This is a genomic window from Pseudomonas sp. FP2300, from assembly GCF_030687595.1.
Classification (GTDB): Bacteria; Pseudomonadota; Gammaproteobacteria; order Pseudomonadales; family Pseudomonadaceae; genus Aquipseudomonas; species Aquipseudomonas bijieensis.
The window spans coordinates 881,639-896,428 of the sequence record NZ_CP117440.1 but is presented as its reverse complement, the minus strand read 5'-3'; the positions used below and the strand labels follow the sequence as shown (position 1 = coordinate 896,428).

Genomic DNA, 14,790 nt, shown 5'->3' with positions numbered 1-14,790 from the left:
CTCAGAGCAAGCGCGAAAGCCCGAGGGTCAAGGCGAACGCGACCACGGAGATCAGCGTTTCCAATACCGTCCAGGTCTTGAAGGTTTGGGCAACGGTCATATTGAAGTATTCCTTGATCAGCCAGAAGCCGCCGTCGTTGACGTGGGAAAAGATCACCGAGCCGGCCCCGGTGGCCAGTACCAGCAGTTCGGGATGGGGATAACCCAGGCCGATCGCCACCGGCGCAACGATGCCCGAGGCCGTGGTCATCGCCACCGTGGCCGAGCCTGTGGCGACGCGCATCAGGGCGGCGAACAGCCAGCCCATGACCAGTGGCGACAGCTGGAATTCCTGGGCCAGGCCGACGATCTGTTGCGTGACACCGGCGTCCACCAGGATCCGATTCAAACCGCCACCGGCGCCCACCAGCAAAGTGATGCTGGCGGTCGGGGCCAGGCATTCGTTGGTGAACTTGAGGATCGATTCACGGCTGAAGCCTTGGGCCAGGCCGAGGGTCCAGAAGCTCAGGATGGTCGCCAGCAGCAAGGCGATCACCGAGTTGCCGATGAACAACAGGAACTGGTTGAAACCGCTGCCCGGCGTGGAGATCAGGTTGGCCCAGCCACCGATCAGCATCAGGATCACCGGCAGCAGGATCGTCCCCAGGGTCACGCCGAAACCTGGCAAGTCGGCACGCGGCTCGCGCTCGAGAAATTGTCGTTCCAGCGGATTGTCGGCCGGTAACTGGATGCGCGGCACGATGAATTTGGCGTACAGGGGCCCGGCGATGATCGCGGTGGGAATGCCAATCAGGATCGCGTACAGCAAGGTCTGCCCCACCGAGGCCTGGAACGCCTGCACCGCCAGCATCGCCGCCGGATGCGGCGGTACCAGCGCATGGACCACCGAAAGCCCGGCGACCATCGGCAGCCCGACCATGAGGATCGACACGCCAACGCGGCGGGCAATGGTGAACGCGATGGGCACCAGCAGCACAAAACCGACTTCGAAGAACAACGGCAGCCCGACCAGGAACGCGATGCACACCATTGCCCAATGGGCGTTGCGCTCGCCAAAACGCTCGATCAGCGTCTGCGCCATTCGCTCCGCCCCGCCGGACTCGGCCATCATCTTGCCGAGCATCGTGCCCAAGGCCACCACCAGCGCGATGTGCCCCAGGGTCTTGCCGACACCGGCCTCGTATGCGCCCACCACACCTGAGGGCGGCATCCCGGCCAGCAACGCCAGGCCAATGGACACCAGGGTGATCACGATGAACGGATTGAGCCGATACCGGGCGATCAGAACGATCAGCGCAATGATCGCGATGGCCGCGTAGACCAGTAGCCAGTAACCGAAAGCAGGTGCCATGCGTTACTCCTCGAATGGGGTCACGTCGATGTGTTGTGAAACTCATAAATCATTTCGACGACGAATCTTCAAACCCACTGAAAGTAATTTTCGCGCACAGATAAAATTTGTCGCTGACGGACATCGCGAAGCAGCGGCTATGAAAATTCACCCCCGGACTTTCATCCCGCAATTGACCTCCTGTGGCGAGGGGATTTATCCCCTCGCCACAGACCGCTGGCCGCTCCGCACTCAATTCCGTACCATCGCCCCCTGTTTTTTTGCACCACTCCCCGGCAGCCGACGCTCCACCGGCGCCCAGTCAGGAAAACCATGAAACCAGCACGCCTTCGCGCCGACGCCCTCGCCGGCCTCACCACTTCTTTCGCCTTGCTCCCCGAGTGCATAGCCTTCGCCCTGGTGGCCCATCTCAACCCATTGATGGGGCTGTACGGCGCGTTCATCCTCTGCACGCTGACCGCGTTGTTTGGCGGTCGGCCCGGGATGGTGTCGGGCGCGGCGGGGTCGATGGCCGTGGTGATCGTCGCGCTGGTGGTGCAGCACGGCGTGCAGTACCTGTTGGCGACCGTGTTGCTGGGTGGGCTGATCATGATGGCGTTCGGGTTGTTGCGGCTGGGCAAACTGGTGCGCATGGTGCCGCACCCGGTGATGCTCGGCTTCGTCAACGGCCTGGCGATCATCATTGCCCTGGCCCAGTTGGAACACTTCAAGAATGGCGAGGCCTGGCTGAGCGGCCCGCCGCTGTACCTGATGGCCGGCCTGGTGGCGCTGACCATGGCCATCGTCTACCTGCTGCCGCGCCTGACCCGCAGCGTGCCGCCGGCGCTGGTGGCCATCCTCGGCGTGGGCCTGGCGGTCGACCTGCTCGGCCTGCCGACCCGGACCCTGGGCGACATGGCCCACATCGCTGGCGGCTTGCCAGCCTTTGCCCTGCCGGACATTCCCTGGAACCTTCAGACTTTGCAGATCGTCGCGCCCTACGCGGTGATCATGGCGATGGTCGGTTTGCTGGAAACCCTGCTGACCCTGAACCTGACCGATGAAATCACCGAAAGCCGTGGTTACCCGGACCGTGAATGCGTGGCGTTGGGCGCGGCCAACATCGCCTCTGGCCTGTTCGGTGGCATGGGCGGTTGCGCCATGATCGGCCAGACGATGATCAACCTCAGTTCGGGCGGGCGCGGGCGGCTGTCGGGTGTGGTGGCCGGGGTGATGGTGTTGCTGTTCGTGTTGTTCCTGTCGCCGCTGATCGAGCGTATCCCGCTGGCGGCGCTGGTGGGTGTGATGTTCGTGGTGTCACAGCAGACCTTTGCCTGGGCTTCGTTGCGGGTGCTCAACAAAGTGCCGGCGAACGACGTGCTAGTCATCATCGCGGTGACTGTCATCACGGTATTCACCGACCTGGCCGTGGCCGTGCTCTGCGGCATCGTGATCGCGGCGCTCAACTTCGCCTGGCAACAGGCACGGGAGCTGTACGCCGACGTGCACCTGGAAGCCGATGGCAGCAAACTCTATCGCTTGCACGGCACGCTGTTCTTCGCCTCGACGACGCCGTTCCTCAACCTGTTCGACCCAGCCAACGACCCGGCCCTGGTGACCCTCGATTGCCGTCACTTGCGCTTCGTCGACTACTCGGCCATTGCCGCGCTCAAGACTCTGCGCGAGCGCTACGGCAAAGCGGGCAAACACCTGCGGGTGTTTCACCTGTCCGAGCGTTGCAAGCAAATGCTCAAGCGGGCGGGCGTGCAGCACGACTGAAGTTGCCACCGACTTTGTAAGACCGCATAAGACCTTGTGGGAGCGAGCCTGCTCGCGATAGCGGTGTGTCGATCGACATCAATACTGACTGATCCGATGCCATCGCGAGCAGGCTCGCTCCCACAAGTCGATGTCTGCCTCACACCATTTCGTCAAGAATCCACTCCACCACCGAAGTGCGCTTGGGCGCCCAACCGAGCAACTCACGGGCATTCTTGCCTCGTACCCGGCTGTTGGAGCCCAGGCCATAGTTGGCCATTTCATAGCCCCACTCGGCTTCGGCATCGGCCAACGGCCAATCCTGCGGTTCGCCAAGCTTCAAGGCGCGGGCCATGGCCGTGGTCATGTCGATGAACGAAGCCTCGCCGCTTTCAACGAAATAGAACGTGCCGGGTACGTTGCGGGTCAGGGCCAATTTGTACAGCTCGACCACGTCTTCGATGTGCACGTTGGACCAGATGTTCTGCCCCGCCCCCACATGCCGCACCACCCCACTTTTACGCGCCTGCTTGAGCAGCCGCGGCAACTGCACACTGTCACGCTTGACGCCCAGGCTGTGGCCGTAGATCAGAGTGTTGCAGATCACCGCCGAGTTCACGCCTTGCTTCGCCGCCGCCAGGACCAGGTTGTCGATCGCGACGCGGGCAGCCTTGTCGACGGTCGGTTGCGGCAGCTTGTTTTCGTAGTAGATGTCCTCGCTGGAACGACCGCCCGAAGCGTCGCCGACGATGCTCGAACCGCTGGTGTGCAACAACACTTTGTTCGAGCCTTTGAGCCCTTCGATCAAGGCTTCGACCGCACCGCGATGGTCGCTGCTGGCGGCATTGATCACGGCGTCGGCGGCACGCGCCTGGGCGGTGAGCAGCGCGCTGTCTTCCAGGGTGCCGATGACCGGCTGGATACCCAGCGCGGTCAGTTCGCTCGCCTGTTCGGGGTTGCGCACCAGACCGGTGACGTGATGCCCGGCGCGTACCAGGCCGGTGGCGATGGAACCGCCGATAAAACCGGCAGCGCCGGTGACGAATACGTTCATGGAAAACCTCTTGGCTGCATCAGTGATTGAACCGAGTATCGAGGACCGCTCCTTGACGAAACAGCCCACATTGCCCAAATCACTCTTGCCTTGAAGTCAAGAATCAGCCTTTGAATTCCCGCGAGGCGTATTCGGCGAGCTTGCCCTGGATGAAGTCCAGGAAGCACTGGATCCGCAGGGCCAGTTGCGAGTTGCGGTAGTACACCGCATTGATCGGTTGGCGATATCCGCTGTTGGCGTCGGCCAGCAGCACCTTCAGCCGACCGGCCTGGATGTCTTCGCGAGTCATGAAATCCGACAGGCAGGCAATGCCTTGCCCTTGCAACACCAAGTGACGCACGGTCTCGCCGCTGGAGGCACTGATGGCCGGCTGGATCGCCCAGCGATCGCCGTGCACATGACGCAGCGGCCACTGGTTGAGCCCTTCGTTCTGAGCAAAGCCCAGCAACGCATGGTCCGCCAGTTCGGCGACACTTGTGGGTGTGCCGTGCTGCTTCAAATAGGCCGGACTGGCGAGGATGTGCAACGGACTGCAGCCCAGAGCGCGGGCATGGAGGGTCGAGTCGGAGAGGGTGCCGATGCGAATGGCGATGTCGGTGCTTTGCTCCAGCAGGTCGATGATCAGGTCGTTGCTGTTGAGTTCGAGCTGGATGTCCGGGTAGAGCCTGCGGAATTCTTCGATGTGCGGGACGATGGCGTGCAGCATGAACGGCGAGGCCGCGTTGATCCGCAACCGTCCTGCGGGGTTCTCCTGGCGGGACGACAGGCGCTCTTCCAGCTCGTCCATCTGATCGAGGATACCCTTGGCCTGCTCGAAGAAATACTTGCCCTCTTCGGTCAGGTCCATGCGCCGCGTGGTGCGGTTGATCAGCGTGGTCTCGAGCTTGGCCTCCAGCCGCGACAACGTGCGGCTGACGGCCGACGGTGTCTGCCCGACCTGCTCGGCGGCAGCGGAGATTGATCCGCATTCGATCACGCAGACGAAAATCTGCAATTCGTCGGATCTGGCTTTCACGCATCCCCCTGTCGACTGAGCTTTTGTGGCGAGGGGATTTATCCCCGCTGTGTGGAAGCAGGTTTCCCCACTCGCCACAGGATAGTATCGGGATACGTAGCAAAAGACAGGTCACGCCTTCAGGCCGAACACCTCAATCAAATGCTGCTCATAGCGCGCCACATCGGCTTCGATGTTCGGGCGCTTCATCACGTCCACGCACAGGAAGCTCGGCAGGCCGGTCATGCCCAGGAACTGGTTGGCCTTGTGGAACGGGAAATACACCGCATCCACGCCCTTGGCTTCGAAGAAGTCGGTCGGGTCGTCGAAGGCTTGCTGCGGGGCGTTCCAGGTCAGCGACAACATGTACTGCTTGCCGTGGATCAGGCCGCCGCTGCCGTATTTCTGCGATGCATCGGAACGGGTCCGACCGTCGCTGGCATAGAGGCTGCCGTGGCCTTCGGTGAAGACTTCGTCGATGTATTTCTTCACGGTCCAGGGCGCGCCCATCCACCAACCTGGCATCTGGTAAATGACCACATCGGCCCAGAGGAACTTGGCGACCTCCTCCTTGATGTCGTAGCCGCCGTCGATGAAGGTGGTTTTTACATCGAAACCGCCACGGTCCAGCACGCTGGCCGCCGTGTCGTGGAGGGTGGCGTTGTAGCGACCGTCGGAGTGGGCGAATTGTTTGCCGCCATTGAGCAACAGGACTTTTTTCATGGGGAGCCTCATCGGGTTCCACGGCGCGGGCCATTTGAATGGCGGCCGAATGGAAAGGTTGAAAACGATGGCGGCAGCGTAACGATGAGCGTCGCGCGGAATAAGCACCGCAGCGGCAAAACTCATTTGACCTATACGCACGAATGATCGACCGATTATTGCCGTAGGCTCTTGGCACTTTTATTTCAGGAGCCAGCTCATGAGTGAACTGCACGGTTTCATCCTGCATGCCAAGACCCGTCCGAAAAAAGCCGAAGCCTTCGAAGCACTGTTTCGCGCCTACGTCGAACCGAGCCGCGCCGAGCCCGGTTGCATCGAGTACCACATGCTGCGGGACCAGCAAGATCCGACACTGTTTATCTTTTACGAGATTTGGGCCTCCCAGGCGCACTTGGATGTGCATTCGAACCTGCCGCACATGAAGCAGTTCTTCGAGCGACGCATGGATTACCTGGAGCGCGACTTCGAGATCCGCCGCGTCGACATGCTCAGCCCGTCCTCGGCTAGCCGCTGATCAGCAAATGGCCGCCGAGCACGCCGAGGCCAATGAAAAACACCCGCTTGAACAGCACGGCGCTGATCCGCTGCCGCAGCCATTGCCCCAGCCACATCCCCAGCAGCGCCGGTGCCAGCGCCAGCAACGAAGCGCTCAATTCGCCCCCGCCCAGCTCGCCGCGCCACAACAGGCCGGCGGCCAGGGCCAATGTGGATACGGTGAATGACAGGCCCAAGGCCTGCACCAGTTCATCCTTACTCAAGCCCAGTGCTTGCAGATAGGGCACCGCCGGAATGACGAACACTCCGGTGGCAGACGTGATGAGCCCGGTCAGCAACCCGCAGAGCGGAGCACCCCATGACTCGACGTCGGCGCCGACCCGCAGCGTCGGCAGCAACAGCCCGCTCAACGCATACAGCAGCAGCGCCCCGCCCAAGGCTCGTACCACCCAAGCGCCTCCCGTCATGCCGATCCACAACGTACCGAGACCGGTGCCGAGGAATATCGCCAGCAGCAACGGCCACAGGCGCCGGATCAGGGCTTGCAGATGGCCGCCAAAAGCCAATTGCCAGAGATTGGTCAAGGTTGCCGGAACGATGAGCAACGCCGCAGCCTGCGCCGGAGCCATAGCCAGCCCGAGCAAGCCCATGGAAATGGTCGGCAGGCCGAGGCCGATCACGCCCTTGATGGTGCCGGCCAGCAGGAAGGTGCCGACAACCAGCAGGGAAAGGGCCAGGCCGAGGTTTTGATAGAAAGCGCTGAGTGTGTCCATAGGGGTATCGTGCGCCCCGGGACCTGACTTGAAAATCTGCCATATACTGAGGATGCCTATTGCCTGGCAAGAGGCAGGAATGCGTCGATGCTTCTGGCCCTATCGCGAGCAGGCTCGCTCCCACAGGAGGGTGCACTCTTTCTGGAGAAACTCGGCCCACTGTGGGAGCGAGCCTGCTCGCGATAGCAATGCACCAGCCACCCCAGACCCGGACAGGATCACATCGCCCATGCACTTCGACCTCACCGATCTGCGCCTCTACCTGAACATCCTCGACACCGGCAACATCACCGCCGGTGCGGTCCGCAGCCATTTGTCCCTGGCCGCGGCCAGTGCGCGAGTCCGTGCCATGGAAGCCTCCGTGGGCATCGACCTGCTTGAACGCGGACGGCGAGGTGTAACCCCCACTCCGGCCGGCAAGGCCCTGGCCGAGCACGCCCGGGTCCTGCTGCAACAGGCCGAACGCCTGCAACAGGACATGGCCGAATATGCCAAGGGCGTCAAAGGCCGGGTGCGGCTGCTGTGCAACACCAGCGCCATGACCGAGTACCTGCCCGAACTGCTGGCCGGTTTCCTCTGCACCCATCCCAACCTCGACATCGACCTGCAGGAACTGCCCAGCTCACGAATCACTCATGCCCTGCGCCAGGGCGCGGCGGACCTGGGCATCGTTTCCGACGCCGTGGACACCGATGGCCTTCAGGCCTGGCCGTTTCGCGACGATCCGCTGGTATTGATCCTACCGACCGGGCACCCGCTGGCTGACGGGCGAGCCGTACGGTTCAGCGAGACCCTCAGCCACGACTATGTCGGCCTGAACGCATCCAGTGCCTTGGCGATTTACCTGGAAGAGCAGGCGCTGCACATCGGCTCGCGCATGCAAATCCGTATTCGCGCCGATGGTTTCGACGGGATGATTCGCATGGTGGCCCATGGTGCAGGCGTAGCCATCGTGCCGAAGGCGGCCGTCGAACGGCGCCCGCCCGAACCTTCGTATCAATGTGTGTCGCTGCAAGAGTCCTGGACCCATCGGGCGTTGCTGTTATGCGCCCGCAACTTCGAAGGTTTGCCGGCCTACGCCAGGGCCCTGGCCCGGCATCTTGCCGACTGATGCGCGCTTCTGGATAGGCCGGTGTCGACCACAGGCATCTCCTCGCTCATGTCGCGCGGTAGGGTGCTGTTCTCTTCTGCCCCCTTTCGGAGCTCACATGACCGCACCCATCACCGTCCTGCGCGACACCCATCCGCTGCCCGTCCTCGATGCCTGCAAATGGGAAAAGCTCGAGGGCGACCCGCACACCGTCAACCTCAACGCCTACACCAGCGAAGACGGCAGCAAGATCATGGGCACCTGGATCTGCACACCTGGCAAATGGTATGTGGAGTATGTGAAATGGGAGTACTGCCATTTCCAGGAAGGCTACTGCATCATCACCCCGGAAGGCATGGAGCCGATCCATCTGCGGGCCGGTGATATCTTCGTCATCGAGCCAGGCATGAAAGGCACGTGGGAAGTGGTCGAGACCGTGCGCAAATATTTCGTGTTTGCCTGAAGCAAAAAACCGAGAGACCACCCGACATGGTCTCTCGGAAAACAACCTAGATTGCACAACCTCTGTAGCGAGGAAGTCATCTGTGGGAGCAAGGCTTGCCCGCGATGCAGGCACCTCGTTACCTCAGAGACAGCATCGCCTGTAATCGCGGGCAAGCCTTGCTCCCACAATTCCCCTCGCCATAAAAGCTCGTCGATATCGTCGCGCTTATTGCGGCTTGCGATAGCTGTTAACAATCGCCGAAAAGTCCTTGCCGCCCTCGCCCCGCTGGCTCATAGCCTGATACAACTGTTGCGCCACCGCCCCCAGCACCACCGGCTGATGGGCCTGCCGCGCGGCTTCGGTCGCCAGGCCCAGGTCCTTGAGCATCAGGTCGGCGCCAAAGCCACCCGTGTAGCCACGGGACGCCGGCGCCGTTTCGATCACGCCGGGCCATGGGTTGTAGGTGTCCGAACTCCAGCAACGGCCCGTTGAACTGTTGATGATGCCGGCCAGCACCTGGGTGTCGATCCCCAAGGCATCGCCCAGGGCCATGGCTTCGCTGACGCCGACCATGGAAATCCCCAGCAGCAGGTTGTTGCAGATCTTGGCGATCTGCCCGGTGCCCACTTCACCGCAGTGCACGATGTTACGGCCCATTTGCGCCAGCACCGGTTGCAAGGTGGCGAACAGCTCAGCCGTGGCGCCAACCATGAACGTCAACGTGCCCGCCGCCGCACCGCCGGTGCCGCCGGAGACTGGCGCATCGGCCATCGCCACCCCTTGCTTCGCAGCGGCAGCCGCCACGTCGCGGGCGGTTTGCGGATCGATGGTGCTGCAATCCACAGCCGGCGTACCGGCGGCAATGCCGGCCAGCACGCCGTCCTCACCCAGCCAGACACTGCGCACATGGGCAGCGGCCGGCAACATGGTGATCACCAACCCGGCGCCCTGGGCCGCATCGCGCGGCGATGCGCTGATCGTGCCGCCCAGCGCCGCCAGCTCGGCCAATACCGTCTGGTTCAGGTCGAACAGATTCAACGAATGGCCAGCCTTGAGCAGGTTGCGCGCCATGGGCGCGCCCATGTTGCCCAGGCCGATAAATGCGATCTTCATGTCCGGCTCCTTAACGCAGGTTGATGGTGGTGTTCACACCGTCATTGACGCTGTCATCATCGAACCAGCGCGCGGTCACGGTCTTGGTTTGAGTGTAGAACTGCACCACCTGTTTGCCGTACGGACCGAGGTCGCCGAGTTTCGAACCGCGGGAACCGGTGAAGCTGAAAAACGGCACGGGTACCGGGATCGGGATGTTGATGCCCACCTGGCCGACGTCGATTTCGCTCTGGAACTTGCGCGCCGCCGCGCCACTCTGGGTGAACAGGCCAGTGCCGTTGCCAAACGGGTTGGCATTGACCAGGGCAATCGCCTGGTCCAGGGTGTCGACTTCCAGCACCACCAGCACCGGGCCGAAGATTTCTTCGGTGTAGATGCGCATGTCGGTAGTCACGCCGGAAAACAGGGTCGGGCCGACGAAGTTGCCTTGCTCGAAGCCCGGCACGCTGACGCCACGGCCATCGAGCTCCAGCTTCGCACCTTGCTGCACGCCACTCTCGATCAACTCGAGAATCCGCGCCTTGGCCCGCTTGGAAATCACCGGGCCGACGTCCGTGCCCGGCTCGCTGCCGGCATTGACCTTGAGCTTCTGTGCCAGGGCCTTGAGCTCCGGCAGCCACTGCCTGGCCGCGCCCACCATCACCACCACGGAAGTGGCCATGCAACGCTGGCCCGCCGCGCCGAAACCGGCCCCGACCAGAGCGTTGAGGGTCTGTTCACGATTGGCGTCGGGCAGCACCACCGCGTGGTTCTTGGCGCCCATCATCGATTGCACGCGCTTGCCATGGCGACCCGCCAGGTCATACACGTGGGTGCCGACGGCCGTCGAGCCGACGAAGGAAACCGCCTTGATGTCCTTGTGGGTGCAGAGCGCATCCACCACGTCCTTGCCACCGTGCACCACGTTGAGCACACCGGCTGGTACGCCGGCCTCGATGGCCAGTTCCACCAGCAGCATGGTCGACAATGGGTCCTGTTCCGAGGGCTTGAGCACGAAGGTGTTGCCGCAGGCGATGGCCATCGGGAACATCCACAGCGGAATCATCGCCGGGAAATTGAACGGGGTAATGCCCGCACACACACCGATCGGCTGGCGCAGCGTGTAGGTGTCGACGCCACCGGCAACGTTCTCGGCGAACTCACCCATCTGCAGGGTGCCGATGGAGCAGGCGTGCTCGACCACTTCCAGGCCACGGAAAATATCACCCTCGGCGTCCGCGATGGTCTTGCCCTGCTCGGCGCTCAGTACGGCGGCGATGCGCTTGGAATGCTCGCGGATCAACGCCTGGAGCTTGAGCATGATGCGCATCCGCGCGCCGATGGGGGTCAGTTTCCAGGTCTGGAAAGCACGCTGGGCAGCGGCAATGGCGGCATCGACTTCCGAGGCTGTGGCGAACGGAACCTTTGCCAGCACTTGCTGGGTAGCCGGGTTGACGATGTCGTGCCATTCGCTGGATTGGGACTCGACCCACTCGCCATCGATCAGCAGTCTGACGGTTTGCAGGGTGGTGTCGCTGGGCGTAAGGGAAACGTTCATGCTGGCCTCCGGGATTGTTCTTATAGAGAGCGCTGGTTCAGCAAAGACCAAGATGCAGGAGCACGTTGGTGATGAGACGGTTTTTGGAGTATAGATGTGCAAACTTCTAATAAGAATGCACATAAAAGCCGGTCCATCATGCAAAAAAACATCACCTCCCTGGGGTCGCTGAATTGGGACGACCTCAAGTTCTTCCTCGAAGTGGCCCGCACCCGCAAGGCCAGCACGGCGGCCAAGCGCCTGGCCGTCGACTACACCACGGTGTCGCGCCGCATCAGTTCGCTGGAGGCTTCGTTGGGCACGTTGCTGTTCGAAAAGTCCCGGACCAACGGCTTTGTCCTGACCGCCGAAGGCCAGCGCCTGCTGGGTTACGCCGAATCGATCGAGAGCACCCTGCACATGGCCTGCGAACAGGTTTCAGGATCGGGGGTCGCGCTGTCCGGCCACGTGCGCATGGGTTGCACCGAAGGCTTCGGCAGCTTCTTCATCACTCCGCAGCTGAGCCACTTCGTCGACGCCTACCCGGCCATTTCAGTAGACATCCTGCCGCTGCCGCACTTCATCAGCCTGTCCAAGCGCGAGGCCGACATCGTCATCGCCCTCGAACGCCCCGAACATGGTCCATACGTGTGCTGCAAACTGTGCGACTACCGACTGCAGCTCTACGCCACCCAGCCATACCTGGACAACCACCCGCCCATCCAGCACCCGGCCGATCTGAGCCAGCACTCATTCATCAGCTACGTAGACGACCTGGCGTTCAGTTCCGAGCTGCTCTACCTGGCCAACGTCCTGCCCGGCGCCCACGCCCACCTGCGCAGTACCAGCGTGATCGCGCAATTCGTCGCAGCCCAGCAAGGCCGCTCGCTGGCGATCCTGCCGTGCTTCCTCGCCGCCCAGGATCCACGGCTGCTGCCGGTGTTGCCGGAGGAAATCACCGTCACCCGGCAGTTCTGGATGTATTGCCGGGAGGACTTGAGGAAGCTCAAGCGGATTACGTTGTTGTGGGATTACATTCGCGAGGTGACTGAACAGAATCAGCCACTGCTGATGGGCGAAAGCCGGGAGATGGTGTTCGCCGATTAATCGGCGATGACCACGATGGCGACGCGGCGGTTTTCGGTGCGGCCGCTGGCAGTGTCGTTGGAGGCGACGGGTTTGCTGCTGCCCAGGCCGCGCAGTTGGACGTTTTCTTCGCGCATGCCAACGCCGGTCAGCACCTTGCCGACGCTGGCGGCCCGGCGCATCGACAGTTGTTCGTTGTAGGCCTGGGAGCCCGACGCATCGGTATGGCCATCGACGCGTACCCGTTGGATTCCCGCACCCAGCAGCGCCTTGCCAATGCGCTCGACGATTTCGGTGCTGGCCGGGTTGAGATTTTCCACATCGCTGCCAAACAACACCTTGCCCGACAGACCAAAGGCCCAGCCATCGTCAGTCAATTCGAAGCCTTGCTGTTTGAGCACAGTAATCTGCGCCGGCGTCAGGCCTTTCTGCGGTGCCGTCTGGCAACCGCCCAGTGCCAGGAGGGCGAGCAAGAAAAACGCCGCGAACCAGCGCAGGGAAAATTGAGGATATGAACGCACGAGTCAGCTCCTGGTTTGAAGATCAGCGACGGGATGATCCGAGCCCGCCGTATGTTGTCCGCCTCGGGCGAGGCGTTTGGCTTGGTACATCGCCGCATCGGCGGCGTGGAGCAAGGTACCCGGGGTGGCACCATGATCGGGATAAACGGCAATGCCGATACTGAGGGAGGTCAGCACTGAAGCATTACCGGGCAATTGAATCGGCATTTCCATGCTGGCGATGATCTTTTCAGCGATCAGCTCGGCGTCCTCGGCCTTGTGCAAGGGCGCCAGCAACACGGCGAATTCATCGCCCCCCAGGCGCGCGACCAAGTCGTCTTCACGCAACTGTGCCCGGACTCGGGTCGCCACGGCCGTCAACACCGCGTCACCGGCGGCGTGACCGAAGTTGTCATTGATCCCCTTGAACCGGTCGCTGTCCAGGTAAAGCACGGCCACTTGCTCGTTGAGCTTGCTGGCATTGCGCAAGGCGCGAATCAGCCGGCCCTCGAAAAACGCCCGGTTCGGCAAGCCGGTCAAGCTGTCGTGACTGGCCTGGTGGGCCAGGCTTTCATTTTCACTTTGCAGGTGGGTCTGCCAGGACTCCAGTTCATCGAGCAGGGCGTTGAAGTCATTGGCCAGGTTATCCAGTTCGGCGATCGCGGCCGGCGGCACGCGCCGTTCCAGGGCTCGCTCGCTGCGTGCCGCGTGGGCCACCTCGGCCAGGCTGCGCAGCGGCCCGGTGATCGCACGCAACTGGCGCCGCGCCAGATAAAGCGCCACCCAGGCACTCACCGCCGTGCACAGGATGATCCCCGCCAGGCCACTGAGCAAAAAGCGCAACAGGCTGCCGCCATGGCCGGCCAACACGATGCGACCTATGCTCTGCCCTTGGTGGACGATCGGCAGGCTGATGGGCTTTTCCAGGAATGCCTTGGCAATGTGCACTTCCAGTTCCGACAACAAGCCGGTTTCCGGTCGTTGCCAGCGCGCCAACAGACGGCCATGTTCATTGAACACCTGGGCATCGGCGACTTCTTCGGTGGTAGCGATCAAGGCCAGAGCTTCGGTGGCCGCGGCCGAGTCATCGAAGACCACGGCGGCTTCCACGGTGTAGTTGATCGAACGGGCGATCAGGTGCAGGTTGTGATCGGCATAGACCCGCAACGCCAGCAGGCCGAGCAAAGTCAGGGAAACACTGGCCATGGTAATGGCCACCAAGGCGACGATCAGATGACCGCGACCGATGACCGAACCCAGGGTGGGACGGACCTTTGGTTTGCGCTGTTTCATGGCGCTGCGGGCCTGCGGCGGGAAAGCTGCAGCACACTCGGATGGATGCGCACGCCACTGCGTGCCACCGAGTCGAGGTTGACCTCGAAAGACACTTGTTCATCGCCGACCCGTAGACAGAACAGGCTCCCCACTGTGCACTGGTCGCCGCCTTCGCTGATGCTCAGCACCGGCTTGCCGATCAAGGACGCAAACAGACGGGTGTGTTCATCGTTGGTCAGCCGGCCGATGTAGACCGCGTTGCACTCAGTGGCGATATCGGGATGATCGGCCAGCAGCCGCTGCACAGTCACCGGCCGCCCCGTGGCCTGGGTAGTGCCCTTGACCAGATCGTCGGTGTATTGGGTGGGTCCGACAATGCACAGTTGCAGCTGGGTTGGCTCCACAGGCCAACGGGCGTAGCTGAGGATTCCCAACACAACCTGGGTTACCGCTTCGGCCCGCTGCTCAGCCTGGGTCGTGGTTGCCTGTTCCTGGGTAAGTGCGACAGGCGACAGCAGACACAAAAGGCCGGCAAGCAGAAAATGCCCCCAGCCCTTGCTGCGCGCTGCCTCCCGTACAGGCACCTTCATGGAAAGTCTCTTGATCCAAGCGATAAGTGCCGGAACGATAGCACAGTG

The 14,790-nt window shown here is 62.3% G+C and carries 15 protein-coding genes; 5 read left to right on the top strand and 10 right to left on the bottom strand.

Annotated elements, in window-relative coordinates; genetic code table 11:
- Position 1: 1 nt before the first annotated feature.
- Positions 2–1,351 carry a gluconate:H+ symporter gene (locus PSH86_RS03810; protein ID WP_109753413.1) on the bottom strand — a complete coding sequence of 450 codons (1,350 nt, stop codon included), beginning with the start codon at positions 1,349–1,351 and terminating at the stop codon, positions 2–4.
- Between the two features lie 312 nt (positions 1,352–1,663).
- On the opposite strand from PSH86_RS03810, the gene PSH86_RS03805 reads away from it, so the two are divergent.
- Positions 1,664–3,109: a SulP family inorganic anion transporter gene (locus PSH86_RS03805; RefSeq protein ID WP_305487950.1), complete on the top strand. Its 1,446-nt coding sequence runs from the start codon at positions 1,664–1,666 to the stop codon at positions 3,107–3,109.
- Between the two features lie 139 nt (positions 3,110–3,248).
- On the opposite strand, the gene PSH86_RS03800 is transcribed toward PSH86_RS03805, so the two are convergent.
- The 3 genes from PSH86_RS03800 to PSH86_RS03790 all read right to left on the bottom strand — a co-directional run bounded on the left by PSH86_RS03800 (position 3,249) and on the right by PSH86_RS03790 (position 5,859).
- On the bottom strand, positions 3,249–4,142 hold the full coding sequence (locus PSH86_RS03800) for an NAD-dependent epimerase/dehydratase family protein (RefSeq protein ID WP_305487947.1): 894 nt from the start codon (positions 4,140–4,142) through the stop codon (positions 3,249–3,251).
- A gap of 103 nt (positions 4,143–4,245) precedes the next feature.
- Positions 4,246–5,157, bottom strand: a complete 912-nt coding sequence (locus PSH86_RS03795; RefSeq protein WP_305487946.1) for a LysR family transcriptional regulator — start codon at positions 5,155–5,157, stop codon at positions 4,246–4,248.
- 111 nt (positions 5,158–5,268) lie between these two features.
- Entirely contained in the window at positions 5,269–5,859 is a 591-nt protein-coding gene (locus PSH86_RS03790; RefSeq protein ID WP_305487944.1) for an NAD(P)H-dependent oxidoreductase, read from the bottom strand.
- A 199-nt stretch (positions 5,860–6,058) separates the two neighbouring features.
- Here PSH86_RS03790 and PSH86_RS03785 point away from each other — a divergent pair, with 199 nt between their 5' ends.
- Entirely contained in the window at positions 6,059–6,373 is a 315-nt protein-coding gene (locus PSH86_RS03785; protein WP_305487942.1) for a putative quinol monooxygenase, read from the top strand.
- On the opposite strand, the gene PSH86_RS03780 is transcribed toward PSH86_RS03785, so the two are convergent.
- Entirely contained in the window at positions 6,363–7,127 is a 765-nt protein-coding gene (locus PSH86_RS03780) for a sulfite exporter TauE/SafE family protein (RefSeq protein ID WP_305487939.1), read from the bottom strand. The genes PSH86_RS03785 and PSH86_RS03780 overlap by 11 nt on opposite strands.
- Positions 7,128–7,356: 229 nt before the next feature.
- Here PSH86_RS03780 and PSH86_RS03775 point away from each other — a divergent pair, with 229 nt between their 5' ends.
- Together PSH86_RS03775 and PSH86_RS03770 are read left to right on the top strand one after the other, a co-directional pair.
- Positions 7,357–8,238 carry a LysR substrate-binding domain-containing protein gene (locus tag PSH86_RS03775; protein WP_109753406.1) on the top strand — a complete coding sequence of 294 codons (882 nt, stop codon included), beginning with the start codon at positions 7,357–7,359 and terminating at the stop codon, positions 8,236–8,238.
- 97 nt (positions 8,239–8,335) lie between these two features.
- The gene (locus PSH86_RS03770) at positions 8,336–8,680 is read left to right on the top strand and encodes a cupin domain-containing protein (protein ID WP_024781087.1); all 345 of its coding nucleotides are present in this window, start codon (positions 8,336–8,338) and stop codon (positions 8,678–8,680) included.
- A 207-nt stretch (positions 8,681–8,887) separates the two neighbouring features.
- Here the strand turns inward: PSH86_RS03770 and mmsB are convergent, their stop codons facing one another.
- Both mmsB and PSH86_RS03760 read right to left on the bottom strand, forming a co-directional pair.
- Entirely contained in the window at positions 8,888–9,775 is an 888-nt protein-coding gene (gene mmsB / locus PSH86_RS03765) for a 3-hydroxyisobutyrate dehydrogenase (protein ID WP_109753405.1), read from the bottom strand.
- A 10-nt stretch (positions 9,776–9,785) separates the two neighbouring features.
- Positions 9,786–11,312, bottom strand: a complete 1,527-nt coding sequence (locus tag PSH86_RS03760) for a CoA-acylating methylmalonate-semialdehyde dehydrogenase (protein ID WP_163855442.1) — start codon at positions 11,310–11,312, stop codon at positions 9,786–9,788.
- Positions 11,313–11,450: 138 nt separating this feature from the next.
- Here PSH86_RS03760 and PSH86_RS03755 point away from each other — a divergent pair, with 138 nt between their 5' ends.
- Positions 11,451–12,398, top strand: coding sequence for a LysR family transcriptional regulator (locus PSH86_RS03755; protein WP_176688684.1), 948 nt, complete (start codon positions 11,451–11,453; stop codon positions 12,396–12,398).
- Here PSH86_RS03755 and PSH86_RS03750 read toward each other — a convergent pair.
- Genes PSH86_RS03750 through PSH86_RS03740 form a run of 3 tightly spaced genes read right to left on the bottom strand, consistent with a single transcriptional unit; the run spans position 12,395 to position 14,742 of the window.
- Positions 12,395–12,898 (bottom strand): OmpA family protein, encoded by a 504-nt coding sequence (locus PSH86_RS03750; protein ID WP_116834102.1) that lies wholly within the window; start codon positions 12,896–12,898, stop codon positions 12,395–12,397. The two genes, PSH86_RS03755 and PSH86_RS03750, sit on opposite strands and share 4 nt — an antisense overlap.
- A gap of 3 nt (positions 12,899–12,901) precedes the next feature.
- Complete coding sequence (locus tag PSH86_RS03745; protein WP_305487934.1) at positions 12,902–14,170, bottom strand: diguanylate cyclase domain-containing protein; 1,269 nt, start codon at positions 14,168–14,170, stop codon at positions 12,902–12,904.
- A complete protein-coding gene (locus PSH86_RS03740; protein ID WP_305487932.1) occupies positions 14,167–14,742 on the bottom strand; it encodes a YfiR family protein in 576 nt (191 codons plus the stop codon). Before PSH86_RS03740 ends, PSH86_RS03745 begins: the two co-directional genes overlap by 4 nt.
- Positions 14,743–14,790: the final 48 nt, after the last annotated feature.

Coding starts and splice junctions, on each gene's coding strand:
- PSH86_RS03780 (WP_305487939.1), bottom strand. CDS start 7,127: ATGGACACACTCAGCGCTTTCTATCAAAACCTCGGCCTGGCCCTTTCC.
- PSH86_RS03810 (WP_109753413.1), bottom strand. CDS start 1,351: ATGGCACCTGCTTTCGGTTACTGGCTACTGGTCTACGCGGCCATCGCG.
- PSH86_RS03760 (WP_163855442.1), bottom strand. CDS start 11,312: ATGAACGTTTCCCTTACGCCCAGCGACACCACCCTGCAAACCGTCAGA.
- mmsB (WP_109753405.1), bottom strand. CDS start 9,775: ATGAAGATCGCATTTATCGGCCTGGGCAACATGGGCGCGCCCATGGCG.
- PSH86_RS03745 (WP_305487934.1), bottom strand. CDS start 14,170: ATGAAACAGCGCAAACCAAAGGTCCGTCCCACCCTGGGTTCGGTCATC.
- PSH86_RS03790 (WP_305487944.1), bottom strand. CDS start 5,859: ATGAAAAAAGTCCTGTTGCTCAATGGCGGCAAACAATTCGCCCACTCC.
- PSH86_RS03805 (WP_305487950.1), top strand. CDS start 1,664: ATGAAACCAGCACGCCTTCGCGCCGACGCCCTCGCCGGCCTCACCACT.
- PSH86_RS03770 (WP_024781087.1), top strand. CDS start 8,336: ATGACCGCACCCATCACCGTCCTGCGCGACACCCATCCGCTGCCCGTC.
- PSH86_RS03775 (WP_109753406.1), top strand. CDS start 7,357: ATGCACTTCGACCTCACCGATCTGCGCCTCTACCTGAACATCCTCGAC.
- PSH86_RS03800 (WP_305487947.1), bottom strand. CDS start 4,142: ATGAACGTATTCGTCACCGGCGCTGCCGGTTTTATCGGCGGTTCCATC.
- PSH86_RS03785 (WP_305487942.1), top strand. CDS start 6,059: ATGAGTGAACTGCACGGTTTCATCCTGCATGCCAAGACCCGTCCGAAA.
- PSH86_RS03755 (WP_176688684.1), top strand. CDS start 11,451: ATGCAAAAAAACATCACCTCCCTGGGGTCGCTGAATTGGGACGACCTC.
- PSH86_RS03740 (WP_305487932.1), bottom strand. CDS start 14,742: ATGAAGGTGCCTGTACGGGAGGCAGCGCGCAGCAAGGGCTGGGGGCAT.